This window comes from Desulfofustis glycolicus DSM 9705 (assembly GCF_900130015.1).
Taxonomy (GTDB): Bacteria; Desulfobacterota; Desulfobulbia; order Desulfobulbales; family Desulfocapsaceae; genus Desulfofustis; species Desulfofustis glycolicus.
The window spans coordinates 164,434-189,799 of sequence record NZ_FQXS01000005.1 but is presented as its reverse complement, the minus strand read 5'-3'; the positions used below and the strand labels follow the sequence as shown (position 1 = coordinate 189,799).

General features: G+C 57.0%; 25 protein-coding genes and 2 pseudogenes. 11 read left to right on the top strand and 16 right to left on the bottom strand.

Features of this window, described 5'->3' with window-relative positions:
- Both BUC26_RS06420 and BUC26_RS06415 read right to left on the bottom strand, forming a co-directional pair.
- Positions 1–233: IS3 family transposase (locus tag BUC26_RS06420; RefSeq protein WP_073374415.1), on the bottom strand; the 233-nt coding region annotated here is incomplete at its 3' end.
- A 188-nt stretch (positions 234–421) separates the two neighbouring features.
- Positions 422–973, bottom strand: a complete 552-nt coding sequence (locus BUC26_RS06415) for a PEP-CTERM sorting domain-containing protein (protein ID WP_073374413.1) — start codon at positions 971–973, stop codon at positions 422–424.
- A 534-nt stretch (positions 974–1,507) separates the two neighbouring features.
- On the opposite strand from BUC26_RS06415, the gene BUC26_RS06410 reads away from it, so the two are divergent.
- The 3 genes and pseudogenes from BUC26_RS06410 to BUC26_RS06390 all read left to right on the top strand — a co-directional run bounded on the left by BUC26_RS06410 (position 1,508) and on the right by BUC26_RS06390 (position 4,129).
- Entirely contained in the window at positions 1,508–1,783 is a 276-nt protein-coding gene (locus tag BUC26_RS06410) for a hypothetical protein (protein ID WP_073374411.1), read from the top strand.
- Between the two features lie 249 nt (positions 1,784–2,032).
- Positions 2,033–3,207, top strand: a pseudogene (locus BUC26_RS06395) (IS3 family transposase).
- 430 nt (positions 3,208–3,637) lie between these two features.
- Entirely contained in the window at positions 3,638–4,129 is a 492-nt protein-coding gene (locus BUC26_RS06390; RefSeq protein ID WP_073374403.1) for a universal stress protein, read from the top strand.
- Positions 4,130–4,267: 138 nt separating this feature from the next.
- Here the strand turns inward: BUC26_RS06390 and cysC are convergent, their stop codons facing one another.
- On the bottom strand, positions 4,268–4,873 hold the full coding sequence (gene cysC / locus BUC26_RS06385; RefSeq protein ID WP_073374401.1) for an adenylyl-sulfate kinase: 606 nt from the start codon (positions 4,871–4,873) through the stop codon (positions 4,268–4,270).
- A 348-nt stretch (positions 4,874–5,221) separates the two neighbouring features.
- Here cysC and BUC26_RS06380 point away from each other — a divergent pair, with 348 nt between their 5' ends.
- Entirely contained in the window at positions 5,222–5,425 is a 204-nt protein-coding gene (locus BUC26_RS06380) for a hypothetical protein (RefSeq protein WP_073374399.1), read from the top strand.
- Complete coding sequence (locus BUC26_RS22915; protein ID WP_143165929.1) at positions 5,426–5,671, top strand: hypothetical protein; 246 nt, start codon at positions 5,426–5,428, stop codon at positions 5,669–5,671.
- 66 nt (positions 5,672–5,737) lie between these two features.
- Here BUC26_RS22915 and BUC26_RS06370 read toward each other — a convergent pair whose 3' ends face one another.
- From BUC26_RS06370 to BUC26_RS06355, 4 genes are all read right to left on the bottom strand, one after another.
- Positions 5,738–6,115 carry a hypothetical protein gene (locus BUC26_RS06370; RefSeq protein WP_073374395.1) on the bottom strand — a complete coding sequence of 126 codons (378 nt, stop codon included), beginning with the start codon at positions 6,113–6,115 and terminating at the stop codon, positions 5,738–5,740.
- Between the two features lie 406 nt (positions 6,116–6,521).
- Positions 6,522–7,883 (bottom strand): hypothetical protein, encoded by a 1,362-nt coding sequence (locus BUC26_RS06365; RefSeq protein WP_073374393.1) that lies wholly within the window; start codon positions 7,881–7,883, stop codon positions 6,522–6,524.
- A gap of 156 nt (positions 7,884–8,039) precedes the next feature.
- Entirely contained in the window at positions 8,040–8,255 is a 216-nt protein-coding gene (locus BUC26_RS06360; protein WP_073374391.1) for a hypothetical protein, read from the bottom strand.
- A gap of 121 nt (positions 8,256–8,376) precedes the next feature.
- Positions 8,377–9,828, bottom strand: a complete 1,452-nt coding sequence (locus BUC26_RS06355) for a catalase (RefSeq protein ID WP_073374389.1) — start codon at positions 9,826–9,828, stop codon at positions 8,377–8,379.
- Positions 9,829–10,493: 665 nt separating this feature from the next.
- On the opposite strand from BUC26_RS06355, the gene BUC26_RS22665 reads away from it, so the two are divergent.
- The 6 genes and pseudogenes from BUC26_RS22665 (at position 10,494) to BUC26_RS06330 (ending at position 15,917) form a co-directional block, all read left to right on the top strand.
- Positions 10,494–10,721, top strand: coding sequence for a hypothetical protein (locus BUC26_RS22665; protein ID WP_084540493.1), 228 nt, complete (start codon positions 10,494–10,496; stop codon positions 10,719–10,721).
- Positions 10,722–10,733: 12 nt separating this feature from the next.
- Positions 10,734–11,297, top strand: a pseudogene (locus BUC26_RS24390) (peptide-methionine (S)-S-oxide reductase MsrA); the annotation flags it as partial.
- A gap of 365 nt (positions 11,298–11,662) precedes the next feature.
- Entirely contained in the window at positions 11,663–12,814 is a 1,152-nt protein-coding gene (locus BUC26_RS06345) for an efflux RND transporter periplasmic adaptor subunit (RefSeq protein WP_073374387.1), read from the top strand.
- Positions 12,811–13,509, top strand: a complete 699-nt coding sequence (locus BUC26_RS06340) for an ABC transporter ATP-binding protein (RefSeq protein WP_073374385.1) — start codon at positions 12,811–12,813, stop codon at positions 13,507–13,509. The genes BUC26_RS06345 and BUC26_RS06340 overlap by 4 nt, the downstream gene beginning before the upstream one ends.
- A complete protein-coding gene (locus tag BUC26_RS06335; RefSeq protein WP_073374383.1) occupies positions 13,506–14,711 on the top strand; it encodes an ABC transporter permease in 1,206 nt (401 codons plus the stop codon). Before BUC26_RS06340 ends, BUC26_RS06335 begins: the two co-directional genes overlap by 4 nt.
- Before the next feature lie 6 nt (positions 14,712–14,717).
- Positions 14,718–15,917, top strand: a complete 1,200-nt coding sequence (locus BUC26_RS06330) for an ABC transporter permease (protein ID WP_073374380.1) — start codon at positions 14,718–14,720, stop codon at positions 15,915–15,917.
- Positions 15,918–16,107: 190 nt separating this feature from the next.
- Here the strand turns inward: BUC26_RS06330 and BUC26_RS06325 are convergent, their stop codons facing one another.
- The 9 genes from BUC26_RS06325 to BUC26_RS06285 all read right to left on the bottom strand — a co-directional run bounded on the left by BUC26_RS06325 (position 16,108) and on the right by BUC26_RS06285 (position 25,308).
- Positions 16,108–17,364, bottom strand: coding sequence for a nickel pincer cofactor-dependent isomerase, group 22 (locus tag BUC26_RS06325; protein WP_073374378.1), 1,257 nt, complete (start codon positions 17,362–17,364; stop codon positions 16,108–16,110).
- Positions 17,365–17,375: 11 nt separating this feature from the next.
- The gene (locus BUC26_RS06320; RefSeq protein WP_073374376.1) at positions 17,376–18,536 is read right to left on the bottom strand and encodes a UxaA family hydrolase; all 1,161 of its coding nucleotides are present in this window, start codon (positions 18,534–18,536) and stop codon (positions 17,376–17,378) included.
- 32 nt (positions 18,537–18,568) lie between these two features.
- Complete coding sequence (locus tag BUC26_RS06315; protein ID WP_073374374.1) at positions 18,569–18,859, bottom strand: UxaA family hydrolase; 291 nt, start codon at positions 18,857–18,859, stop codon at positions 18,569–18,571.
- 131 nt (positions 18,860–18,990) lie between these two features.
- Entirely contained in the window at positions 18,991–20,286 is a 1,296-nt protein-coding gene (locus BUC26_RS06310) for a hypothetical protein (protein ID WP_073374372.1), read from the bottom strand.
- Positions 20,287–20,427: 141 nt separating this feature from the next.
- A complete protein-coding gene (locus tag BUC26_RS06305; protein ID WP_073374457.1) occupies positions 20,428–21,465 on the bottom strand; it encodes a radical SAM/SPASM domain-containing protein in 1,038 nt (345 codons plus the stop codon).
- The gene (locus BUC26_RS06300; protein WP_073374370.1) at positions 21,452–22,960 is read right to left on the bottom strand and encodes a B12-binding domain-containing radical SAM protein; all 1,509 of its coding nucleotides are present in this window, start codon (positions 22,958–22,960) and stop codon (positions 21,452–21,454) included. The genes BUC26_RS06305 and BUC26_RS06300 overlap by 14 nt, the downstream gene beginning before the upstream one ends.
- Positions 22,957–23,793, bottom strand: coding sequence for a lysophospholipid acyltransferase family protein (locus tag BUC26_RS06295; protein WP_161949806.1), 837 nt, complete (start codon positions 23,791–23,793; stop codon positions 22,957–22,959). Before BUC26_RS06295 ends, BUC26_RS06300 begins: the two co-directional genes overlap by 4 nt.
- Positions 23,783–25,030: a beta-ketoacyl synthase N-terminal-like domain-containing protein gene (locus BUC26_RS06290; protein ID WP_084540491.1), complete on the bottom strand. Its 1,248-nt coding sequence runs from the start codon at positions 25,028–25,030 to the stop codon at positions 23,783–23,785. Before BUC26_RS06290 ends, BUC26_RS06295 begins: the two co-directional genes overlap by 11 nt.
- A 20-nt stretch (positions 25,031–25,050) precedes the next feature.
- The gene (locus BUC26_RS06285) at positions 25,051–25,308 is read right to left on the bottom strand and encodes an acyl carrier protein (RefSeq protein WP_073374365.1); all 258 of its coding nucleotides are present in this window, start codon (positions 25,306–25,308) and stop codon (positions 25,051–25,053) included.
- Between the last annotated feature and the right edge of the window lie 58 nt (positions 25,309–25,366).

Sequence of the window (25,366 nt, the reverse complement as noted above, 5' to 3'; positions counted from 1 at the left end):
TGACCGATCTTGGCATGCAATGCCTTGATATCAATCGGTTGCTCTTCTTTCTTGCCGGTATCGAAAACATCGGCGGCATGTTCGCTCAACTGCTTTTTCCACTGGGTAATTTGGTTCGGGTGAACCTCGAACTGTTGTGCCAGCTCAGCAAGAGTCTTGTCTCCGGCGAGAGCTGCCAATGCCACTTTTGCCTTGAAGGCCCCGGAATGTTTTCTTCGTCTTTTCTTTGCCATGTTTCTGCTCCATTGTTATAGCCATTTGGCCAGTCAAAATGGTAGCAGATCTTCCACTTAACGGCTTGTCCAAATTTCCGGGGCCACCTCTAATCTATTGCTTTTTTGAATATGTTTGACCTTATCAAAGGCAATAAAAAAAGGCAGAGCCGAAGCCCTGCCTTAAAATTCCAGCTAAATGGAAACTTTTACTTTCTCCATCTACGACCTATAGCTGCTAGACTGGCGATACCAGTTCCGAGAAGAAGCATGGTGGTTGGTTCGGGTACTGGAGCAGCAGGCTCGCTATTGTAGAAACTGACGTGGCTTATCGCTCCCTGCTGAGGCCAAAAATCTTCAAGATAAATAGTTTCCCTTCCATTCCAGCCTCTGGTTCCCAAATCAAACAGATACCATGCTGGAGTCTGGTTGCCATCTTTTACGAGTAAATAACCGCCAGACAGGTTCATTCCACCATCCCAAGCGATGGTCGCTTCTGCAGGGTCAGTTGGTGAATTAAAGAAATCAGTTGTATAATAACTGGCCCAAGGTCCCTCTTCAGCACCACCTACATTCTGCTTATATGCTAAATCAGTTATACCTTCACCAGCTAGGATAACATCGATGGCAGCTTGACCTGCATCATTACCAATCAAATCATCGTAGAGCAAATCGTCCCAGTCATTAGGTGTAAGTAACAGAGCATGTGCACTAACAGCGTAAATCAATATCACAACTAGAGAAAACATTATTTTCTTCACGTAAACACCTCTTTCTTGAGGTTAACCTTCTTCTGGTATTTGCACAAAATAGGCCAGTTTTGGCAAGATATTTTATGATAGTATTACAAAGTGTTGCGGAATGATCGAGTTTTAGAAATTCTATTTTTCTAAAAATCCGGAATTTTTTATCCGTAAAGCCGAAAAGGAGAAGTGGCACGAAAGTGATGGATCTTCTTTAAGGCAGTCTCTACGAACTCCATTTCGCATTCTGAAAAATTCGCCAATATAAGGCTTTGCTAATTCTTCCCAACACACAAAACAACCTGCAAAGCCTCCCCTGCGCATACCTATATATATTCGAGTGAATTATCGAGCCGAAACCGCAGTCCCAGTCATTATCTGATGCCAACTCCGCTGCTCTGAAGTTCTACTCTTCTCTGGTAGCCAATCAATTCACTGCTAAATAATTGAAATTAAGTCAGAAAATTGACAAATCAATATTATGCATGTTTTAATTTTCCTATAATTATCGGGTAATTACACCCATTCAATCCTCAATTATAGGAGAACAGCATGGCTATCAGAACCGAAGACGTGAGCACTCTGGCAAAGGATATAAAACCTGCTGACATCATCCCATGGACCGCTGAGCAGCTATCGAAGTTGCCAAAAGAAGCGAAGTTCCCCGGCTATTCTGGTCGCTGGAGCAAGAACGTGATCGAGAAATGCCTTGAGGAACGGTACGCAAAGACGAACAACCCCGGCCGCGTCAAGATGAGTTGCTGCAACCTGCTTCGGGCAGCAATCAAGCGATGTGAGGTGCAAAATGGCAGTGACGATCAGGCGTAAACGGAAGAACGGGCCGTGGTTCGTATTCGTAACCTTCCAGGGAAAACGGAGGAGCTACTCGGCAGGAAGCAAGGAACCAGCGATCAGGCTGCAGAAGGTCCTCCAGGGAGAATTGGCTCTCGGCAAGGCGGGGTTCATGGATACCAAAGCTATTGCCACCCCGATATTTAGGGACGTCCGGATGAGGTAGGCTGAAAATGATGGACACGAAACCTCTGATCATTCATAAATCAGAGTGGAGGTGTCATCATAGAAAAGATTCCGAACGGTCGGTACACAAAGGAACTCCGGGAAGAAGCCGCCCGGTTTGTATTGGAGGATGGCCTGCCTACCGGACAAGCTGCCCAGCGGCTCTCATTGCCGAAAAGTACTCTTGAATCCTGGGTACGGGCGGCCAAGGCGGGTAAGCTTGGCACCATCGGCAAAGATCGACGCCCACTGACCGAGGTGGAGATTGAACTGGCCAAGATCAAGAAGGAACCGGCGACGGTCCGGATGGAGCGCGATATCTAAAAAAAAGCAGCCGCGCATTTTGCCAATGAGTCGCTGCCCGGTACGCGCTCATAGAAGCTATGCGACCCACCTATCCCGTGCCGGCGTTGACCCAGGCTTTGGCAGTATCCCTGAGTGGTTACTATGCCTGGCGCACCAGGCCACCATCGCGCCGACAGTGGGAGGACGCCAGGTTGACGGTAGAGATCAAGGCTGCCAATCGCCGAACCAGGGAGAGCTACAGCGCGGAGCGTTTGCAAGCGGACTTGGCTGATCATGGGATGAATGTTGGGGTTTGCCGGATCAAGAGATTGCGCCGCGAACTCGGCTTCCGCTGCCGCCAGAAGAGAAAATTTAAAGCGACCACCAATTCCAATCACGGTCTGCCGGTGGTCCAAAACTTGGTTTCCCAGAATTTTGCAGCCGCCGCTCCCAATCAGATGTGGCTGACGTACATAACCTACATTCCCACCAATGAGGAGTGGCTGTATCTGGCCGGCCACAAGGATATCTGTACCGGCGAAATCGTTGGCTACGCCATGAGCAACCGAATGACCAGGAATCTGGTCAGCGAGTCGCTGTTTAAAGCCGTGGCGGTCAAACGACCTGCTGCCGGCCTTATTCATCATTCGGACCGTGGCAGCCAGTACTGCTCAAGGGAATATCGTAAGCTTTTAAAACAATTTGAGATGAAGTCCTCTATGAGCCGCCGTGGCGATTGCTATGACAACGCCCCGATTGAAAGCTTCTGGGGCTCTCTGAAAATTGAGTTGACCTTCCACCGGCATTACCAGACCAGGCAGGAGGCGAAGCGAGATATCCAAGAGTACCTTGAGATCTTTTACAACCGCCAGAGAAAGCAAAAGAAACTCGGTTATCTTTCACCGGCCGCTTACGAGCGCCGGTTTTACCAAATGCAAAAAGCTGCATAGGGTTTTCGTGTCCACTATTGACGACCAACCTCAACAGAGCTGCCTGCGTCTGGTACGGGCGTTAGCCGTTGAGACCCACGAGAACTGGATCGAGGCGCACCGGTACTTGGATATGAATTTGCTCAGAGAGCACAAAAAGCAGCTGTTGATGGAACTTGCAGCGTGAACCGCAGGAGGGCCGGCGATCGCCGACCCTCCTGCATACCACCACATGCTATGAAAGCAAATTGCAGAACTTGACGCACACAACTGAGAAGTGCATACTTAACCAAGTTAGTAGCTGGCTCGACGGTTGCCCTCAAGAAATGCGGATGGTGCGACAAGGCCCTTCTCGCGGGACACCGTTTCGCCCAGGCGAAAAAACAGCGCGATTTTTAACCGGCAGGGCAGGGGCGAATTTGAGTTTTTCTTTTAGAGGAGGTTTACAAATATGAGGAAAATTGAGAAGGTGCTGGTCTGTGTTGATTTCAGTGATTATTCCCAGGAAACCCTTGAGTATGCCATGGCAGTCGCCCCGCCAAAGGCGAAAATCGTCATCATCAACGTGATCCACGCCCGTGACCTGGACGCAATGAAAGTGTTAAGCTCTTATTTTAACGACCCTGCCATAGTGGAGCAGTACCTTGCCAAGAACACGGATGTACGGAAGAAAAAAATCGAGAACCTGGTCGCAAATTCCTTTCCCCATCTCGCCGGGAAATTTGAATTCCTCATCCGGATCGGTATGCCCTTTGATGAAATTCTCAATACCATCGACAAGGAAAATATCGATCTGGTGGTAATGGGGAGCAAGGGGCGCGGCAATCTCAGCCGGACACTTGTCGGTTCCAATGCCGAGAAGACTTTTCGCCATTCCCCGGTTCCCGTCCTGAGTATCAGGCAACGAAAGAGTTCCATACCCCCCGAGATTCAGGGGCAATAGCTGGTTTGTGGCGGTACCTGCCCTTGCGGCGCCAGGCCGCTACTGCCCTTACATCTTCCCTCGCATATCGCCTTTTTCCAAGAAGAGTTGATGCGTGAAAAACCCTTTTCAAGAATATGCGGTTCATGCCCGCGGCGCTTAAATAATGTTCTTACCTTTCAGGTAATTCAAAACCAGGTCGGTACTCTCCTTCACGTTTAGCTTTCCTGTATCAACAATGAGTTCCGGCTTCAGAGGTTCTTCATAGGGTGCCGAAATACCGGTGAATTCCTTGATTTCACCCTTGCGAGCTTTCTCATAAAGCCCCTTGGGATCGCGTTGTTCGGCGATATGCAAGGGGACCTGCATATATATTTCAATAAAACGACCTTCGGAAAGCCGCTCACGGGCTTTATCACGGTCTGCACGATAGGGGGAAATAAACGCTGTCATGGTGATGACCCCGGCATCGGCGAACAATTTCGAAACTTCCCCGATGCGGCGGATATTCTCTTCACGATCCTCGGGTGAAAAACCGAGGTTTTTATTTAAACCGTGACGGATATTGTCACCATCAAGTACGCTGGTCAGGTGACCCATTTCGAACAACCGTTCCTCCACGCTAAGGGCCAGGGTCGATTTACCCGAGGCCGACAAACCCGTAAACCAGAGGACCACACCTTTCTGATTTAATAACCGCTCGCGATCAGCCGGAGTGATATTGCCCTGATGCCAAGTAATGTTGGTAGCTTTTTGTGTAATCATCTCCAATTATCTCCATTCAGTGAATCTTGAAATCGTATACTGAATAAGAGCCCTTACGATAATATACCATAATATCTAAAACCTACTAACGTATTCGCCTTGAGGCGAGGGGTTTTCTCCGGGCACACCAAACAAACTCCTCTCCCATTACCAGCTATCACACCAGTCCTGCATCAAGCAACTCCCCGATCGCACGCCAGGTACATTTGCCATTTGACCACGCTGTAGCATAGATTGACAGTAAGCGCTTGTTCAGACCAACTGGTTGGGTAAAGCCTGAAGGGGGTTTTCCCTGGATATCTGGAGACAAGGCTCAATGAAAGTAAAGCATTAAGACAAGGAAGAGTCATGCGAATAGCCAACAAAGATGATGTGCCGGTAAGAATTAACGTCCCGGGTGCAACGACTCGGCGGCAAAAGATTTCGGCGATGCAACCGGTTATGGAAAAATGGGAGGCGAATATTTTTCACTGGCGACTTGGACTGACATTGCGCCGCTCCTTCAGGGTTTGGAAAACGACTTATGCCAAACGCCGCACTGGGGCTTTATGATTGACAATCGTTGGAAAAATTAACGATATTCCCGGAGACAAAGCTGCTGCCATTCCACCTGAATACCTGTGCACCACCATAAACAAGCAAAAGGCCGCTGCCGGTATATTGGCCGCCAGGATACTGAAAAAACGAACTTCCGGTTTCGAGCACCATGGCACCACTGTTGTTCAGAGTGTCGAAGTTTGTCAAATGATAGTTGTTGTTCAGGATGCCGCTGTTGTCCAGAGTTCCCCTGTTTATTAAAGCACCGCTGTTCTTCAAGGTACCGTTGTTGTACAGAATGCCGTCGTTGTTGCATATGGTTAGCCATCAGCTGTTGTTCAGGATGTTGAGGTTGTTTGGTGTGCCATAGATATCCAGAAAACCTTCATTGTCAAATTCCACTGCATTTTCGTCACTCTCTCCAATCAAGATGGTAATTACACCAATAGAAGGGTTCGGAAATGGTGGGTTGCCTATCTGGGCAACCACAAAGGCGGGAAAGCCAATTAGCACCAGACCGCACAGAAGACTCACTGCAAAGAGAAGCGCACGCGTTCTCCGACCAGGGTGTCCCGCTACGTTGACGCGTAACTGGGGGCATCGTAGGCGAAAGTTGATCGGCAAGATCGTTGACACCTTATTCGATTCGGCACATGTCCCTGACCCACTCGCTGAAAAACCACCGCTATCGCGATTACTGCTCATCCGCCCCTCCTTGCTTCACTTCTCAACTCTGTTGAGCGTACGGATGCACTGATTCACTCCCCGTGCACGGTCCGGGCACGGCTTGAAAGCCTCTGGATCTGTTGATTCTCCTGCGGGGAAAAAATATCGGCCTGCGGTGAAGACAGCAGCATATTGTATCGAGATCCTCTCCAAAACCTCGGGCCGCAAAAAAAACATGCCTTTTCAGTCAATCTGGGAAAAAAGTGTGCTCCCTCTTCTCAGGGAGAAAGGCTATACGCTAAAAATACCACCATGAGCGACCGATATCATGAGAAAAAGTATGTGGTCGGAGAAAAAAAATGGGCAGAAGGTGCACGTCAAGGAGTGCCGGTAACGAAAATCAACCACCGGACATCTTCAGGGACACCGGAACCGTCCCCGGTTCTCAGCCAAACGCCAGCAGTTCCGGTTTGAAGATCATCAGCAGGCCGAAAAAGAGCATGAAGGCGCCGGCGGTCAGCTTCAACAAGCGACCCTGGTTCTCCGTTAACCGCACCGATTTGAAGACATAGACGAAGTTGAGCAGGATGGCCAGCAGCGGCAGGATATAGACCAGGCAGTAGAAGGCGGTCCAGCCGCTATAAGCCGAAAGTCCGTCGTATCGGCTCACCAGGGTGGTCAGGTAGACGGCCGGCAGGATTGCCGTGCAGCCGAGTTCCACCAGGTTGACGAAGATCCCTAGCATGATCGTGCCACCCACCGCCAGACCCAGCCGGGCCCCTGGCCGACCCAGCCCCTTGACGATCCGTGACGCTTTCTTGCTGAAGCGCAGCTGCTGCTCTTCGGACAGGCCAAGGGAGAACCCTTTCTTCAAAAAAAAGAAATCCTTGATATTGAGCAGACCGGCCCCGGTGACCAGGGCGCCGAGCAACAACATGATCACCCGTCCGAAGCGTTCAAGGAAGAACCCGCCGAGCAGCACCAGAGCCATGATGAACAGGAAGTACATAACCGCGGAGGTGGCGATGAAGGTGGTGCCGAGCAGCAGCATGTCCCGTCGATTTTTGGTGTAGGAGAGCAGGCTGAGCAGGATAACCAGCACAGTGAAGGCGCAGGGATTGAACCCATCGGCCAGGGCAATAGTGAAGACGAAGAGCGGATAGGGCAGCCTCTGGGCCCCCGACTGCACTACGGTTTCAGGCAGTACCGCCAGAAGAAGAAAAATTGCGAGGATGGCAGCGCCGATCAAGCCGCCGAGCCAGAGACGCTTGCGCTCGGCACTGGCCAACCGGCGGCGCAACGGCAAATAGCTCAAGGCAAACAGCAACGGCAGCAGCAGCGGCCAGAATTGGTCACCACCCCTCTGTCCATCTGTCTCCGCGGTCTCGCCATAGGAGCCGAGTGAAACCGGGTGACCGAGCGCCTTCTCGACGGCCTTGACGATCTGCACCCTGTTGCCGAGATAACCCTGCAGTTCGCTTGAAAAGGTCAGTGCCACCCCGGACTCGGCATAACCGATGAAGGTGGTTTCACCGACAAAGGTACGTGGGACACCGCCATAGCCGATGGAGTGATCCTCGAGAAATCTTCGCCAAAGGGAGGATGACTTCGAGATCTCGTGGAAATGGACCGTCACCTCCGGGTTGTTGGCGGTGATGGCCTGCATCAGGCCCATCTGGTGGTGACAGTGGGGGCAATTGGCACTGTAGAAGAAATAGACGTCCAGGTCCTGTCGATCTTCTGCTGCCGTGGTACCAACGACGATCAGCGCGAAGACAAGGAAAAAGTGAATGACGGATTTGACCATCGCCAACCAAGACCATGCTCTGAAAAAGCCAACCGCTCGCGGACTGCTTCCAAAGGCACCGAAAAACCACCGGCGCAGCTCCCTGAACACGCCACAACCATGCCCCGAGAAAAGACCGTATCGCCCAACAACAACAAGAAAGGCGTTGTGAAGTATTCAGGGTTGTTGACAGGATGACATATATTTCAGGCAGATACAAGACAGAACGAGGAGCGGGAGGTCGACAATGCGCAAGCCGGTGTTGTGGCTGATCGTGCTGCTGATCGGTACCGACCTGGCCGGCCAGATCCGGCAGCCGACCCGGCCGGAGCCCGGCCCGGTATCGATCAAACCGGTGGTGCGGGGTACCCTGGAGGAAATGGTGCCCAACACACGGGTCGGCTCCGTCGAGGCCTGTCGCCGGGCCAGATTGTCACCGAGTATCGGCGGACGTATGGTTCAACTCCCGCAGATGGCGGGAGTTGAACCGGTTATACAATCTTTGGGACGGAGATCAGGCCCCCTTAACCTCCCGGGCTATACGATCTCCGATTGTCTGATCAATACTGCGCCAGTATTGAAACACTCTTTCCAGCACCGGTTCTGAAACCCCGGAAAGGCTGCCGACGACATTATTTACCAGTCGGTCACGCTGCGCGTCATCCATGACCTCGCGGACAAGAGCGCCGGGTTGACTGAAATCATCATCATCTTTTCGCAGAGTATAGGCTGCCCGGAGAAAGTCGCCGCTCGCACTCCAGACTGCATCTTCAGGATACCGTTTCGGATCCGGCGTTGGTCCCCCTTTGGAGTTAGGCGCGTAAACAGGATCGGAGACCTTATCAAAGCGCATGGTCCCGCCTTTGTTGTAGCTGTTGACAGGGGCAATGGGCCGGTTAACCGGAATCTGTCTGTAATTAACTCCAAGTCTTGCCCTATGTGCATCTGCATAAGAAATCAAGCGGGCCAACAGCATTTTGTCAGGGCTGGCACCAATTCCTGGGACCAGGTTGTTCGGCTCAAAAGCGGCCTGCTCGATTTCGGAGTGGAAATCGGTAGGGTTGCGGTTCAGCGTCAGTTTGCCTACTTCATGCAGCGGATAATCTTTATGCGGCCAGACCTTGGTTAGATCAAAAGGATTGAAGCGATAGCTTTTTGCTTCCTCAAACGGCATGATCTGAACCTTGAGCGTCCAACTCGGAAAATTACCGTCTTTTATGGCATTAAACAGATCACGACGATGATAATCCGCATCGGATCCGGCAATACGGTCCGCTTCTTCCTGGGTCAAATTTTCAATACCCTGATCAGTTTTAAAATGATATTTGACCCAGAATTTTTCCCCTTTGGCATTGACCCACATGTAGGTATGGCTGGTATAGCCGTTCATATTGCGATAACTTTTGGGCACGCCACGATCACTCATCAGGATGGTAACCTGGTGGGCTGACTCAGGGGAAAGTGTCCAGAAATCCCATTGCATGTCAGCATCACGAAGTCCGCTGTCGGCGCGACGTTTCTGGGAATGAATAAAGTGGTGGAATTTCATCGGGTCGCGAAGGAAAAAGACCGGCGTATTGTTGCCCACCATATCGTAATTCCCCTCAGTGGTGTAGAACTTGAGGGCAAAACCGCGCACATCCCGCCAGGTGTCGGGGCTTCCTGCTTCACCGGCAACAGTGGAAAATCTGGCCAGTACGTCCGTTTTCGTTCCAGACTGAAAGAGTGCTGCCTTGGTATAGGCGCTGACATCCTGGGTGGCTTCAAAGTAACCAAAGGCGCCTGACCCTTTGGCGTGCGGCTGGCGATCAGGGATCATCTCACGGTTGAAAGCCGCCATCTGCTCCATGAGATAATGATCATGCAGCAGAATCGGACCGTCAGGTCCAACACTCAAAGAAAACTCATCACTTGATACAGGAATTCCTGCATCGTTGGTCGTTCCTTTATACTCGTTCTTAGCCATAGTGGTTGACCTCCAGTTTTCCTTTTTGGTGGATTGTTACGTCATTTTAACATCATTAAAAACAGCTTTACCGTGAAGCACAAAAGGTAAACTTTTGTTCAAAAAATTGTGGCGCAGAATGCATGCTATTTCGAATAGCGGAAAAGAGGACAACAATCTCATACAGAATCGCATGTATTTGGGACCATGATACGTTGTAGCAACAGCAATAAAATTGGGAAACCTTGAAAAAATGTCATTCCGCCTAATCCCATCGTAACGCAATCAAATTTTACCCTTGGGATATCATGAATATGCCCGCGGAAAAATTATCTTGCGCGCCTCGTTCTTGAACGAAATTCAGAATTTTTTGAAGTTTCCATTGTTTAAAAGATCTTCACGTTTCTCATGCATTTCAAAAATACCTATCATTCATTCTGTATTCTATCTCAGGACAATTGTAACTCAATTAGATTCGTATTGCAAAATTCGAACATCCATGCACAACAAGCTAATCAGCCGAACTGCTAAGGGTTATGTGCGTCAAGCACTGCATTCTTTGCCGAATCTTTACAGAACTCCAACCGAAAATGGTTATTGTCGTAAGTATACGAACCAGCGGCACTGCTGTCTGTCCTGAGGCGAACGAAGTTCGGGAGCGAGAGGAAAAGAGGAGGCTAGAGATAATGGAAAAAACATATAGCTACATCAGTGAATATATTCTCTCTATCGAATCGATTGCAATTATCGCACTTGGCTGTCTTATGGTGATGCTGACTGCCGAGCACGCTTCCGGGGCAACGGAGAATGCAATGAAACGCACATCCGTCTTACCTGTTGATTCGTCGGAGATACCGCCCATCGATCAAAACACACCGCTCCTGCTCCAAACTGCATCTTTCGGGCTGGGCTGATTTTGGGGTGCCGAATCCCAGTTCGGGATAATCGAGGGCGTCATCAGGACGCGCGTTGGATACGCCGGGGGCCAAACGGACGCCCCAAGTTACCGCTCTATTGGAGACCATACCGAGACTGTCCAGATTGACTTTGACCCGAATCGTATCAGTTATGACGAACTGCTTGATATTTTCTGGCAAAGCCATGCCCCGGAGAGTCGGCCATGGTCACGACAATACCTAAATGCTGTCTTTTACCACAATAAGGAACAGCGCCTCCGGGCAGAGGCCTCCAAAACCGCCCTTGAACAAACGACAGGCCGGGCAGTGAAAACCGAAGTGCAGCCACTGAGGTCTTTTACCATGGCCGAGGAATATCATCAGAAGTATCTCTTGAAGGGCCACGGCGTGCTGTTTAAAGAGATGAAACGCATCTATCCCCTCCATCAGGATATGGTAGACTCTACAGCCGCAGCGCGTCTGAATGGCTACGTCGGCGGTCATGGTGACGAGGACCAGCTCTCACGTGAAATCGAAACGCTCGGTTTGAATGATGGTGGGAAGGAAACACTGGTTGAACTCGTTGGAAGATAGCGCTTTTGGCCGGCCGTGCTTTTATGTGGCCTGTTTTTACAAAACGCCGAAAACGATGTCTTGTCACTCATTGCAACAGAGCCATCATCGACCGATTACTTCCAATACTCTCGATTTCCCTCTGGACACGTCAGCCATGCCGTTTGTTTTTACCCTGTCAAGCGATAGGGCCAATCCCGGCAGCGGCTCCGTCGTCATTCCTCCGGTCGCATCACCGAACAGGAGACAACGCTCAAGCAATTGCCCCATCATCGGATTGTACCGATCAATACCCAAAAATACCGTTGTGAAGAAGCACACACTGATGTAAGTATGATATGATTTCAGCAAGATAAGCAGCAGCATCAAAAAAGTGGAGGGTAGCGATGCGCAAGTCGGTGTGGTGGCTGATCGTGCTGTTGATCGGTGCCGGTCTGGCCGGCCTGATCTGGCAGCAGACCCGGCCGAAGCCCGTGCCGGTATCAATCAAGCCGGTGATGCGCGGCGCCGTGGAGAAAACGGTGGCCAACACCCGAGCCGGCACCGTCGAGGCCTGTCGCCGAGCCCGGTTGTCACCGAGTATCGGCGGACAGATCGCGGTACTGCCGATCCGCGAGGGTGATCAAGTCGCCGCCGGTGACCTGTTGCTGGAGATCTGGAACGACGACTTGCAGGCGCAACTTGAGGTGGCGCGGCAGGAGGCGGCGGTCGCCGAAGCCCAGGCCGAGGCACATTGCCGCCGGTCCGAAGAAGCACAGCGCCAGGCCGAGCGGGCCACTACCCTGTACAAACAGAAAATCGGCTCGATCGAGCAGACGGAACTCGCCGTCACCGAAGCCGCGGCCCTGAATGACCAGTGTCGAGCCGGTCGAGCGTCGGCCGAGCGGGCCCGAGCCCAGATCGAGCTGGCCCGGGCAAACCTGACCCGTTCCCGACTGATCGCCCCGTTTGGCGGGGTGATCGCCAAGATCGAAGGGGAACTCAACGAGTTCGTCACCCCGTCCCCGGTCGGGGTCATGACCCCGCCGGTCGTTGACCTGATCGAAAACACCTGTTTCTACGTGACCGCCCCGATCGACGAGGTCGACGGCGCCGCGGTTCGCATCGGCATGGTGGCCAGGATCACCCTCGATGCCTATCGGGATCGGGAGTTTTCCGGCACCGTGCGGCGGATCGCCCCGTACGTGCTCGACCTGGAAAAACAGGCTCGTACTGTGGATGTCGAGGTGGCCTTCGACCATCCGGAAGACTTTGCTGCCCTGCTGGCCGGCTACAGCGCCGACGTGGAAATCATCCTCCAGACCCGCTCCGATACCCTGATGATCCCCAGTGAAGCGGTGCAGGAGGGCAACACCGTGTATCGCTTTGATGAAACCGAGCAGCGCGTCAGCCGAGTCACCTTCACTCCGGGCCTGAGTAATTGGGTGGTCACCGAGGTCGTGTCCGGCCTGGAAGAAGGGGCGCAGGTCGTCATCAACGTCGACCACCCGGACCTCGCCGATGGGGTGCCGGCAACCATCAGCAATCAAAACCAGTGATCGACCTGAAGGACATCCGCCGGGAATTTGTCGTCGGCGACGAGACGGTGATCGCACTGCGTGACGTCGACCTGCAGATCGGGTCCGGAGAGTACCTCTCCATCATGGGACCGTCCGGTTCCGGCAAATCGACCCTGCTCAACGTCATCGGCCTGCTGGACCGACCGGACAGCGGCGAATATCTGCTGGAAGGGGAGTCGGTGACGACGCTCAGCGACAAACGCCAGGCGGCCTTGCGCCGCCACAAGATCGGTTTCGTCTTTCAATTCTTTCACCTGATACCGCGGCTTTCCGCCGCAGAAAATATCGAATTGCCGATGATTCTGGCCGGGATGGACGGTGCTCGACGCAAAACCAGAGTAACCGAGGCGCTGAGTGCCTTCGGCCTGAGCGACCGCGCCCGGCACCGCCCCGACCAGTTGTCGGGCGGACAGCGGCAGCGGGTGGCCATCGCCCGGGCGACAATCATGGAGCCGCATATCCTGCTGGCCGACGAGCCGACCGGGAACCTCGACCGCCATTCCGGCCAGGACGTGGTCGATATCCTTGAGGATCTCAACCATCACGGCATCACGCTGATCGTCGTGACCCACGACCCGGACCTGGGGCTCCGGGCCGGACGACGGATCACCATGGTGGACGGGGCCGTCGCCACCGACACCGGGACGGCGCAGTCGCCGCCCGCCGGGCCATGAAGCTGATCGACATCATCCGCTTTGCCGGCAAAGCCGCAACCGGCTACCCGACCAGGACCGTGCTGATGCTGCTGGCCATGGCCATCGGCGTCGGTTCGGTGGTGGTTCTGTCTGCTCTTGGCGAGGGGGCGCGCCGCTATGTGATCGGCGAATTCTCCGCGCTCGGCACCAACCTGCTCATCGTGCTGCCCGGCCGTTCGGAAACGGTCGGCGGCGCGCCGCCGCTGCTTGGCATCACGCCGCGGGATCTGACCATCGCCGATGCGATGGCCCTGCGCACCTCGTCAGCCATCCGCTACATCGCCCCGATTTCCGTCGGCGCCGCCCCGGTCTCCCGCGCGGGGCGGGAACGGGAGACGACCATTCTCGGCTCCACCGCCGATCTGTATCCGCTGCGCCAACTTGAGATGGCTGCCGGACGGTTTCTACCGCCCGGCGACCCGGAACGGGGGGAAGCGATCTGCGTTCTTGGCCACACCCTCAAGGAGGAACTCTTCGGCTCCGCCCCGGCCCTCGGGGAGACTTTGCGGATCGGGGATTATCGCTATCGCATTATTGGTGTCCTGTCCGAGAAAGGCCAGTCGGTCGGTCTGGACATGAGCGATATCGTCGTCGTTCCTGTTGCCAGCGCCCAAGCCCTGTTCAACAACCCGGCCTTGTTTCGGGTCATGATCGAGGCCAGGGACCGGGACGCCATCGAGCGCGCCAGAAAAGCGGTGGTTCGAATCATCAAGGAGCGCCACGACGGCGAAGACGATATCACGGTGATCACCCAGGATGCAGTGCTGGCCACCTTCGATCGCATCTTTGCCGCGCTGACCCTGACCGTGGCCGGGATCGCCGCCATCAGCCTGGCGGTGGCCGGCATCCTGATCATGAACGTGATGCTCATCGCCGTCTCCCAGCGCACGAGTGAAGTCGGCTTGCTCAAGGCGCTCGGCACGCCGGGACGACGGATCGTCACCTTGTTTCTCGCCGAGTCGGCGATCCTGTCTTTGATCGGTGCCGCCCTCGGCCTGGTGATCGCGGCCTTGGCCATCTGGGTCATGTCGCTGATCTTCCCCCAGTTCCCGATCGCCGCACCGCTCTGGTCGCTGGCCGCAGCGGTTGGTGTGGCGCTGTTTACCGGACTGGTCTTCGGCGTGCTGCCGGCCCGCCGGGCCGCCCGGCTCGATCCGGTCCTCTCGTTGTCCAGACGGTGAGCGATCATGGCCCTGTTCGACATCTTCCGCCTGGCCATCTCCTCGCTGCTCCATCAGCGGTTGCGCAGTCTTCTGACCCTGCTTGGGATCGGCGTCGGTATCACCTCGGTGGTCCTGCTCACCTCCATCGGCGAAGGTGTGCATCGCTTCACGTTGGCCGAGTTCACCCAGTTCGGCAGCAACCTGATCGCTATCAACCCCGGCAAGACGACCACTGCCGGGGTCTCCGGCGCCCTGGTCAACACCATCCGCCCGTTGAGTTTTGCCGACGAACAGGCCCTCAAACGGCTACCGGGCGTCATCGATACGGTGTCGGTGGTGCAGGGCAACGCAGCTGCAACCTACACCAAACGCACCCGCCGCACCACGGTCATCGGCTCCGGCTCCTCGGTTGGCGAAGTCTGGCAGATGGGAGTCACCATCGGCCGTTTCCTGCCCGCTGACGATCCCCGAACGGCCCGAGCGTTTGCGGTCCTCGGCAGCAAAGTCGCCGACGAATTGTTTCGCGATGCCAGCCCGCTCGGCCGGTTCATACGCATCGGCGGTGAGCGGTACCGGGTGATCGGCGTCATGGAGTCGAAAGGCCAGATGCTCGGCTTCGATCTCGACGACGCGGTTTATATCCCGACCAGCCGGGCCATGGCCATGTTCAATCTAGACGGATTGATGGAGATCGATATCCTCTACCAGGAGGGGATCAGCTCGCACCGCCTTGCCGAGCGGGTCAAAAAAGTGCTGATCGAGCGGCACGGCAGTGAGGACTTCACCATCACCACCCAGGACGAAATGATCAAGGTTCTCGGCTCGGTGCTCGATATCCTGACCCTGGCCGTCGGTGGGCTCGGTGCCATCTCGCTGCTGGTCGGTGGGGTCGGAATCATGACCATCATGACCATTGCCGTCCACGAACGGACCCCGGAAATCGGCCTACTCAGGGCCATCGGTGCCGAGCGAGGGCAGATTATGCTGCTCTTTCTCGGCGAGGCGGTGGTGCTGGCCGGCATCGGCGGACTGGCCGGGCTGCTGGCCGGCGCCGTCATCGCCTGGCTGCTCGGCGCCTTTATCCCGGCCTTGCCCACCCACACCCCGTGGCAGTATGCCCTCTATGCCGAATTGCTGGCGGCCGGGATCGGCCTGCTGGCCGGCATCCTGCCGGCCGCTCACGCCGCCCGGCTGCATCCGGTGGAGGCCCTGCGGGCCGAATGAAATCAGTAGCCGACCGCAACCGCCGCACCCCGGCCGCCTCGGCCCGGTATGGCCCGGCTCGGCTCCTCCCTGTTCGTTGGCCGTGCCGGCGCAGTCAGAGAGTGGCAGCACGGCCAGTCTCGCGGCAGCGGCAAAAACAAGGTACGGCGATGGTGAGCAGATTGGCGGGACGGCAGGATTCCCGCCGCCGTCAGGGTGGCGGCAGCAGATTGCCGGCGTCGTCGAACTGCATTGCCTGCAACGGTGAACAGACCTTAAGATCCGGATGCTCGGCAACCTCGGCAAGCAGGGCCTCGGACACCAAGAATCGATCAAGCGCCGCGGTGTTACGGATCCAGCATAGCCGGACATCCTTTTCCGTTACCGGTCCGGCCGAAGCAAACGCGAACTCAACCGCCTGGCGATCGGTCCGGGCGACGATCGGCACCCGGCCCTTTTCCGGGGTCACCGCGGTGATGCAATTGACGTCGGTGGTCGGCCGATCGAGCTTGGCAAACACCCGTTCGGTGATGAAATCGACGAGTCCGATGCCGAGCCCGTTGCCATGGGAGGTGGCGGTCAGGTCGCGCAGGACGATCCGGGTGATGTGCGGGTGGGAGAGCGGCGGTTCGTAGATGTTCATGATCCGGCCGATCACCTTGGTATCCATGCCGGTGCCGCTGATTTCCTTGCCGGCTTCATCGACAATCAGAATATCGAAGCGATCAAACGGCAGGTGCGGACAGCTTTTCCGGGCGCTCTCGAGCAGCCGGGCCTCCTCTTCGATGAATCGCTCCGGCGTCACCGCGGCAATGGTCATGGCCTGCCCGTACCCATTCTCGACGAGACCGATGCCGAGGGTGATCGGCGCCCGATCGATAATCAGTTTGCCGGCGCTGATCAAGGTCTGTTCGTAGCCGTAGCGAACCGCCCAGTTGTGGATGTTGATGGCACCCTGGTGTTTACCGAGACCGATGACCATCATTTTCGTCAAACCACTTTCGATCCGCCCGCTGAACTCGGTGTGCGGCTTAATGCGATTGACGATCAGAATATGATCGCAGGCGAGCGCGTCGCTGCTCAACACCACCGGTATGTTATCGTCGGTCACGCCGATCTCATCAACGTCCATCGACGAGATCACCGGGGCACCGATCCGCGCCTCACTGACACCGAGATCGGCAAGCAGCTCCGCCTGGCCGGCGGCGGTGGCCCCGCCGTGGCTGCCCATGGCCGGCACGATAATCGGCTGCGCACCCAGGTTCCTGATCTCGCCAACGATGGCCCGTACCAGCGCGGTCATGTCGGTGATGCCGCGACTGCCGGCGGTAATGGCCACCCGACTGCCGGGCCGGATCCTATCCGCAAGTCCGGCCCGTTCCAGTTCTTCGGCCACGACCGAGTCGATATCTTCGATTCGAGCGGCCTCGAGCCGCTGGCTGACGGCGGCCATACGCGGATAGTTCATGATCTTCCCTCTCAGATGACCGGCCCGGTCACATAGATGTCCATAGCCCGGGTATAGCCGGTGATTTCCGCCCGGGTGCGTTTCCCTGACGCCACCTCGAGCAGCGCGGCCACGAGCCGTTGCCCGGCGGCCGGCAGGCTCTCGCTGCCGTCGATGATACCGGCAACGGATAAATCCATATGATCGCGCATCTTCTCCCAAGTACGGGCATTACCGGTCAGTTTGACGACCGGCACGAACGGAAAACCTTGAGGCGCCCCTCGACCTGTGGCAAAGGCGATCACGTTGCAGCCGGCGGCGGCCAGACCAGTGAGGATCTCCGGTTCCCGGCCCGGCGAGTCCATCACCACCAGGCCCTTGGTTGTCGGCCGGACCCCGTATTCATAGACAGCGCGGATCGGCGCCGTGCCGGCCTTGGCGATGGCACCGAGCGACTTTTCCTCAATGGTGGTCAACCCACCCTTGATATTGCCGCCGGTCGGCTGACCACCCCGCATATCGCAACCGACCGCTTTGGCGCGATCCTCCATGCGCCTGACCAGGTCAAGGACCTGCTCACCGATCTCCGGAGTGGCGGCATGAGCGGCCATGATATGCTCGGCGCCGATGAATTCGGTAATCTCTCCAATGATGGTCGTCCCACCGGCGGCAACAATCGTGTCCGAGGCGAAACCGACCGCCGGCGTTGCCGACAAGCCCTGGGTGGTGTCGGAACTGCCGCATTTCATGCCGAGCACGATATCGGTAATGCTGCACGGTTCGCGCCGCAGCGCCGACGCCGCAGCCACCAGATCCTGAACGATCAACGTGCCTTCCGCGCGGGTCCGGGCAGCGCCGCCGATCTCCTGGATGCCGATGATCTCCACCTGTTTGCCGGCCTGGCGGATACCCGCGGCCACCTCTTCGACGGCCGTGCTCTCGCAGCCGAGGCTGACAAGGAGGACCGCGGCGAGATTCGGGTTACTGCCGAGCCCGACCAGCGTCTCATTGACCCGGCGAATATCCACCGGTGTCTGGCAACAGCCCTGGTGATGAGTGAAGCTGACTGCGCCGTCCACCTGGCGGGCGATATCTTCGGCCACCTCGTTGGCGCAGACCACGGTGGAGATGACGCCGACGTAATTGCGTGTGCCGACCCGTCCATCAAGACGACGATACCCCTGAAATTCCATGATGTTCCTCCGTTTTTCGGAAGCCGTTCGAGTTACTCGAGATCCCCGCGGCCGCGCAGACTTTCGATGTTCTGGACATGGGCGTGGCCACCGGCGGGAATCGGGAGGGTGGCCCGGCCGATGATTTCACCGTATTTGATGATGGACTGTCCGGCATCGATGGCGGAAATCGCCAATTTATGGCCGAAGGTCACATCGTCGACCATGACCACCGTCACCACCTGTTCGTCAATGCCGACCGTTACCGTCTCTCCGCTGCGCAGGTCGCGCAACGCCGTGGCGACGTTGTCGTCACTCTTGATTGCTAATGCATCACGTTTCATCAGCGCTATTCCTCATAACGATTGCTGTTTCGCACCGCCGGTCAATCTCACCGCTGCTTCGCACCTTAGCCCTTCCCCGGCATCCGGGCAACACCTTTCGGCCGGCCGGCAGCAGCAGTGCACTCGACGGCTTAGATACCGCGAATCCGGGCAACAAGAAAGAGAAACAGCAGCGCTACCGGATACATCAACGCCACATAGGGCCAGTTTCTGAGCGCCCCTCTCAGGCTGGAGATGCCATAGCGTCCCTGCATGACCAGGTGGGTGCCGGACATCGGCCCGGCGCAGGTGCCAAGCCCCCAGCCGAACAACAAGGTCACCGCCAGCAGCTGGGGATCCGGGTCGAGCGGGACCAGCAAGGGGACGACCACCGAGATGGTGATGATCGGATGGGCTCCGAGCATCGACGGGACAATGAGCAGCGCGAGTAGCAGACCGGCGGCGGTTGCATTAAATTCAGTGATCAACGGCAGGCTCAGGTGCATCACCGTGACCAGCGAACGCAGACCGACGGCCAGCACCCCGGCGGCCAGGAAGAGCAGCAGCTCACCGACCATCGCCGGCAGCCCCCGCTGCACGAAGCCGCCGATCCTCCGGCCCGCCTCAACCGCGCCATGCGCGACGACAAGCACGCCGGCGGTCACCACCAGCGCCGCCAGGGCGATAATATCCATGATCGAGGTTCGGGGCAGCGCCAGGTGACCCAGGCCGACGGCAGCGGCAAGCAGGCAGGGCAGCCAGAGGTTGGCCACGGTCAGCGGATAGCCCTCGAACTCCCGGAGCTCCCGACAATAGCGCCAACGCGCCTCAAGAAACACGATCAGCAGGCCGAGCACCGCAAACGGCAGGCCAACCGCCATGACCAGCATCAACCTGGTGTCGGGAACATAGGTCAGCACCACCGCCATGCCGGCAAAAAAGGGCGACCAAGCCGGACATCCGGAAAAGGCCCGGGTGATCGACTGACAGGCGAAGGCGCTGAGCGGGTGTTTGCGGGACAGACGATCGGCAACAAGCAGCATGGCCGAGAGATTGATAAACCCGCCGAAGACCGCAACACTGAGCAGCGTGCGGAAAAAGGCGCCCGGACCGCGCGGGGTGGTCGACTCCGTCCGTTCAGCCTTGATCGGCAGCAATTGCAGAAAACTGATGGCGGCCAGCATCGACAGCAGTCCGGCATTGCTGTCCAGCAGCCTGAGCCAGGGCACGGCGGCGCCGAGCGAAACGGCCGTAGTCAGGGCCAGCAACCCGATCAGCAGCAGAAAGCCGATCTGGACGAACTGGGCCCTGGAGGCTCGGCTGGCGAGCAGGACGGCACTACTCCAGGCAAGCAGCCCGGCCGGCCAGAGCGGCAGCGCCGGCACCAGTCCGTGACCGATGGAGGCGATGGTCATCAGACCGAGCAGCAATCCGGCCAGGCGGCTCATCCGGCAGGCAGCGGGTGGGGGCCCGCCTGGTCATGAAAGCGTTGATGGCTGGCCGCCCGAACAGCACCGGACAAGCTGCAGGCGCTGTTCATTGCAGTGACCGACGGTACAAGAAAAGAGCCGGTTCCCCCGCTTCAGCGTTCATGACTGAGAGGAACCACCGTTTCGCCAGCAGGTGGGATCGGCGGCCAGGTAATCGCCGGTCAGCTGATAGGCGGCCCCGCGGCAGCCGTAACAAATCTCGGCCTTGTCGCAATCGCGGCACTGCCCTTTGATGGTCTGGCGGAAATTCTTCAGGTTGGCGATCACCTCGCTGGTCTGCAGGATGTCGGCCAGCGGCTGCCGGCGGATCGAGCCGAGCCCGATGGTGACACCGACGCAAGGCATGACCTCGCCGGTCGCCGTCACCAGACAGGAGACCTGGTGCCGCATGCACCGGTTGCCGACCAGCGGCGGCTGGGGATCCCAGCTGCGACCGTACTCCTGCCGATCGATATCGGAAAGCTGAAAAAACAGATCCCTGACCTCGGTCCGGTCGGCTTCAAGCCAGGAGTTGACCAACGCGTTAGCCTGCGGAGTGATGATCTCGAAATACGGTTCGATCCCCTGCCCACGGAGCCAGCGCCACAGGGCCGGCAATTCGGCAATATTCTGCCGACAGATGATGGTGCTGACGGCCAGAAAACACTCCTCTGCCGGGTATCCGGCGTTCTTGAGAGCCGCGAGGGCCTTATCGATGATTTTGGCAGCACCGGGCAACCCGGCAAGACGATCCTGGATGCCGGCATCCCGGGAGTTCATTTTCAAAACAACACGAACGCGGTGACGGGCCAGCAGTGCGGCCAACCGGTCATCGACACCGGAGCCGTTGGTGAACATCTCGGTCTCCAACCCCTGACCGCTGAGAAAGCCGATGATGCCCTCAAGTTCCGGGTAAATGCTCGGCTCGCCGCCGAGCAGAATGATCTTCCGGGCACCCAGCGCTTTGGCCTGCAAGATCACGTCCTCGATCTCTTCGCGGCGCAGCTCGTTGCGCAGTTCCGACTCGTGGGGCACGTAACAGTACGAACAGCGAAAGTTGCAGCGACGGCTCAACTCTATTTCCATGGACAGCAGCCGGCCCGCAGCAGCCGCCTGTCTGATCTGCTCTTCGGTAAATTCAAGATTAAAGAACTGCATGATCCTCATACCCTGCCAGATCCTGAAAGGTATTCATCTGTTCCCAACGCCGCACTTCCATCTGGTAGCGTCCCTGCCAGCCGTGCTGCCGCATGATCCGGCGAAAACGCAGCTTGAGAAACGGCTTGAAGATAAAACGCCAGATCGAGGTCCACAGCCGGCCCTGCTTGGTCATCGGCGCACTCGGTGACCACCAGCCGAGCACGACCTGCCGCTGGTACCAGAACTGGTATTGCAACGCTTCACTATCGAGATGACGGGTGCGGACATTGGCCCACATACCGTTGTATTTTTTGTAATCGTTCTTGTTGGTAATCAGATCCTCGCTGAGCAACTGCTCGCGCATTCCGGTTTTCGGGTAGGGCGTCAGGATCTGGCAATAGGCCGCGTCGGCGCCGATACGCTTGAAAAAATCGTAGGTGTCCCTGATCGAGTCGGCATCGTCATCCGGAAACCCGAAGACCAGCCCGCCGATGACCATCATCTCGAATTTGTGACAATTCTCCACGGCTTGCCGTGAGGCATCGACGATATCCCCCTTGCCCGCCACCGCCAGGTTCTTCGCCGAGCCGCTCTCGATACCGAGAAAGACCGAGCGGAAGCCGGCCGCCGCCATCTTCTCGACCATCTTCTCGTTTTTCGCCATGGTGATACAATCGGCCTGGACACAGAAATTCAGGCCCCGATAGTTGCGGGCGATGATTGCGTCACAGATCTCCATGACCCGGTCGGGATAGAGCACGAAGTTGTCGTCGCTGACGAAAACCCAACGAACCTTGCAGCGATAATAGATATCGTCGAGGTCGGCCAGTACCCGCTCCAGGGGGTAAGGCCGAAAAGTCCGGCCGTACATGTGCTTCATGCTGCAAAACGTGCAGGCCCGGGTGCAGCCTCGCGATGTTTCCAGGATCTCGATCTTGGAGTTGATCATATGATAGCCCCAGGTCAGGCGGCGCTTGTCGCGAATCGGCAGCCTGAGCCGGGACAGATCGAGATTCTCCGAGCGTTCGTTATGGACGAACGTGCCGTTCTGTTTGTAGGACAGCGACGGGATCGCCGCAAGTTGATCCCGGCCGGCCAGGGCGTTGACCAGGCGGCGGCAGCTCTCCTCCCCTTCGCCACGAATCATGAAATCGATCCACTTCGATTCCGGGGCAGCGGCAATTTCCTCGTGCATCAGCGTCGCATGGTAGCCGCCGATAACGATCTTGACCTGCGGCTGCAGCTCCTTGAGCAGTTGAGCGATCCTGATGCAGGTATCGTATTGCCAGGCCATCGCCGATAGGCCGATCAGATCGGGCTTGATCCGCTTGACGGTCTTGGTCAGGTATTTCCTGACGCTGCGGCGCTTCCTGATCAGATCGATCAGGTACACCTCATGGTCGTCATCGATATTACCGCCGATACAGGCGATGCCGTGATTGGGCATGTGCACGGCCGCCTCATGAATAACCACCGGCACCACATCCGGCATGGAGATCAGGATAACTTTCATGGCTGCACGCTCAAATGCTGCCGGGCATCCCGGCAGTCTGGTCGATCTGCACCGCACTGCGCCGGCTCCGCCTGCCGGCGCAGTGCAGCGGCGATCCTTCGTTCCAGGTCGGCAACGCCCAGTTCCCGGACCTCGTCCGGTTCAATCCGCTCGACCAGTGACATGCTGATGGTATTGGCACTGCGGGTGGTAAAAAAGAAGCGGCCCGGGCGATAGAGCTTGTCGGTATTGGCCAGGCGCACCACCTGGATCGGCGCCCGACACAACCGGGCGATCTTCAGGGCGCCGCGGTTCAGCGTGCCGAGACTGCCGTCACGGCTGCGGGTCCCCTCCGGAAAGATGAAAAAATTGCCGCCGGCGGCGAGAAAGCCGGCCATTCGCTCTACCTGTTCGATCATGATCCGGCCGTATCTGCCGCTGCTGTCGGCTGGAAAATAGCCGGCATGACGCAGGACCCAGCCAAAGATCGGCACTTTGAAAAAACTCGTCTTGACCACGGTCTTCTGCCGCTCGAAAAGGGAGATGAAGAGCAGCGGATCGAGGTAGGAGACATGGTTGCAGATGATCACCGAGCCCCTGATCGCCGCTGCCTGCGGATCGATATGCCAGCGATGGCGCGGCACCAGCAGTCGCACCAGGGCAAAGAATCCCTGGTAAAATCGGCTGTTGAATCGCTGGAACCGCTCTTCACGGTGCTGCGGGCAAAAGGACGCAACAATATACCGCGGCGAGAACAGGACGACAAAACCAAGGGTGAAGTAGCACCAGACGGCGCCGGTCACCGCTGCGTCGATCAGCCGGTCGCCCCACCGCTGCCCGAAACTATGTTGCATCTTTGTCGGCATGTCTGACGATCAGGCTGGTGTTGACCCCGCCGAAGGCAAAGTTCTGCACGGCACCGATACCGATCGGCTGTTCAATAACGGTAAGCGCATGGCGGATCATGTCGCAGCGTGGATCGATCTGTTCGAGGTTCAGGGTCGGCGCGACAAAGCCCTGCTCCATCATGTAGAGCAGCAGGGTCAGCTCGATCACCCCGCAGGTTCCCATGGTGTGTCCCATGTAGCTCTTCAATCCGGTCACCAGCGGACCGTCCCCATAGACTCCGGCGATGGCCTGGGCCTCGATCACATCGCCCATCTTGGTGGCGGTGGCATGGGCACTGACCACATCGACCTGGTCGGCGCTGATACCGGCGTCTTCCAACGATAGGCGCAGGGTCGCGGTAATCCCGTCCAGGTTGGGCAGGATCAGGTCGCCGCCGTTGTTGTTGCAGGCGAAACCGATGACCTCGGCCAGGATCGGCGCCCCCCGCCGCTTTGCCGACTCGTATTCCTCGAGCAGCACCGCCCCGCCGCCCTCGCCGACCACCAGCCCGTCCCGGGCCGCATCGAACGGGCGCGGGGTACGGTGCGGGGTGTCGTTGTAGGCGACCGAACAGGCGAGCAGGTTGTCGAAGACCGCCACAGTAGTCGTGTCGTACTCGTCGGCACCGCCGCAGATCATCGCATCCTGCATACCGAACTTGATCATCTCGTAACCGAAGCCGATGGCCTGGCTGCTCGTCGTGCAGGCCGTCGAGGAGGCGATCACCCGGCCGGTGATGCCGAACATCCGGGTGATATTGACCGCTGTGGTATGCACCATCGAGCGCAGATAATCAACGGCGCCGATCGAGGAAAATTTATTGTCCAGGTCGCCGAAGAAGGTCTTGTAGATCTCCCGCTGCACGGTCGGACTGCCGTGGGTCGAGCCGAAGGCGACGCCGAGCCGGCCGGAGGTGATGAACTCCTCGGCCAAACCGGACTGTGCCAGCACATCCCCTGCGACCTGGCAGGCGTAATAGGCGACCGGCCCCATGGTCTTGCGGTGAACCCGCTTGAATGCATAGTCGATCGGGTAGTCGACGGTACCGAAGACCCGCGAATGGATATGCCCGGAGAGCAACCCGTCGTCGCGCAGCGGCCGTACTCCCGACCGACCGGCGCGCAGGCTGTCGATAATGTCTTCTCTGCGATAGCCGATCGGGGTAATGGCCGAACAGGCGGTAATAACAACGCGACGGTTCATGGCAATGGCGGATCGGTTCTCTATGACTGACGGGCAGAGCGGATCTGCTCGATATAGTCGAGGATATCGTTGATGGTGCGGATGCTCATCGCCTGCTCCTTTTCCTCCCTGCTCAGCGTAAAGCCGAGCATGGTCTCGATCTTGCCGAGCAGTTCGATGGCGTCGATACTGTCAAAGCCGTGGTCGTCGCGGAGATTGTCAGTCAGACCCGGCGCTTCGAATTCAAAATCATGTTCCAGGATCGACAAGATCCTTTCCTGGAGCTCTTCTCTGGTCATCACGTTTCGTCGTTGCGTTAAAATAGGTTGAGAATCAAAACAGTTAATTCGCGATACT

Excerpts from the sequence above, each read along its gene's own strand:
- BUC26_RS06410 (WP_073374411.1), top strand. The coding sequence starts at position 1,508 with ATGGCTATCAGAACCGAAGACGTGAGCACTCTGGCAAAGGATATAAAA.
- BUC26_RS06390 (WP_073374403.1), top strand. The coding sequence starts at position 3,638 with ATGAGGAAAATTGAGAAGGTGCTGGTCTGTGTTGATTTCAGTGATTAT.
- cysC (WP_073374401.1), bottom strand. The coding sequence starts at position 4,873 with ATGATTACACAAAAAGCTACCAACATTACTTGGCATCAGGGCAATATC.
- BUC26_RS06380 (WP_073374399.1), top strand. The coding sequence starts at position 5,222 with ATGCGAATAGCCAACAAAGATGATGTGCCGGTAAGAATTAACGTCCCG.
- BUC26_RS06370 (WP_073374395.1), bottom strand. The coding sequence starts at position 6,115 with ATGAGCAGTAATCGCGATAGCGGTGGTTTTTCAGCGAGTGGGTCAGGG.
- BUC26_RS06365 (WP_073374393.1), bottom strand. The coding sequence starts at position 7,883 with ATGGTCAAATCCGTCATTCACTTTTTCCTTGTCTTCGCGCTGATCGTC.
- BUC26_RS06355 (WP_073374389.1), bottom strand. The coding sequence starts at position 9,828 with ATGGCTAAGAACGAGTATAAAGGAACGACCAACGATGCAGGAATTCCT.
- BUC26_RS22665 (WP_084540493.1), top strand. The coding sequence starts at position 10,494 with ATGGAAAAAACATATAGCTACATCAGTGAATATATTCTCTCTATCGAA.
- BUC26_RS06345 (WP_073374387.1), top strand. The coding sequence starts at position 11,663 with ATGCGCAAGTCGGTGTGGTGGCTGATCGTGCTGTTGATCGGTGCCGGT.
- BUC26_RS06335 (WP_073374383.1), top strand. The coding sequence starts at position 13,506 with ATGAAGCTGATCGACATCATCCGCTTTGCCGGCAAAGCCGCAACCGGC.
- BUC26_RS06330 (WP_073374380.1), top strand. The coding sequence starts at position 14,718 with ATGGCCCTGTTCGACATCTTCCGCCTGGCCATCTCCTCGCTGCTCCAT.
- BUC26_RS06325 (WP_073374378.1), bottom strand. The coding sequence starts at position 17,364 with ATGAACTATCCGCGTATGGCCGCCGTCAGCCAGCGGCTCGAGGCCGCT.
- BUC26_RS06320 (WP_073374376.1), bottom strand. The coding sequence starts at position 18,536 with ATGGAATTTCAGGGGTATCGTCGTCTTGATGGACGGGTCGGCACACGC.
- BUC26_RS06315 (WP_073374374.1), bottom strand. The coding sequence starts at position 18,859 with ATGAAACGTGATGCATTAGCAATCAAGAGTGACGACAACGTCGCCACG.
- BUC26_RS06310 (WP_073374372.1), bottom strand. The coding sequence starts at position 20,286 with ATGAGCCGCCTGGCCGGATTGCTGCTCGGTCTGATGACCATCGCCTCC.
- BUC26_RS06305 (WP_073374457.1), bottom strand. The coding sequence starts at position 21,465 with ATGCAGTTCTTTAATCTTGAATTTACCGAAGAGCAGATCAGACAGGCG.
- BUC26_RS06300 (WP_073374370.1), bottom strand. The coding sequence starts at position 22,960 with ATGAAAGTTATCCTGATCTCCATGCCGGATGTGGTGCCGGTGGTTATT.
- BUC26_RS06295 (WP_161949806.1), bottom strand. The coding sequence starts at position 23,793 with ATGCAACATAGTTTCGGGCAGCGGTGGGGCGACCGGCTGATCGACGCA.
- BUC26_RS06290 (WP_084540491.1), bottom strand. The coding sequence starts at position 25,030 with ATGAACCGTCGCGTTGTTATTACCGCCTGTTCGGCCATTACCCCGATC.
- BUC26_RS06285 (WP_073374365.1), bottom strand. The coding sequence starts at position 25,308 with ATGACCAGAGAAGAGCTCCAGGAAAGGATCTTGTCGATCCTGGAACAT.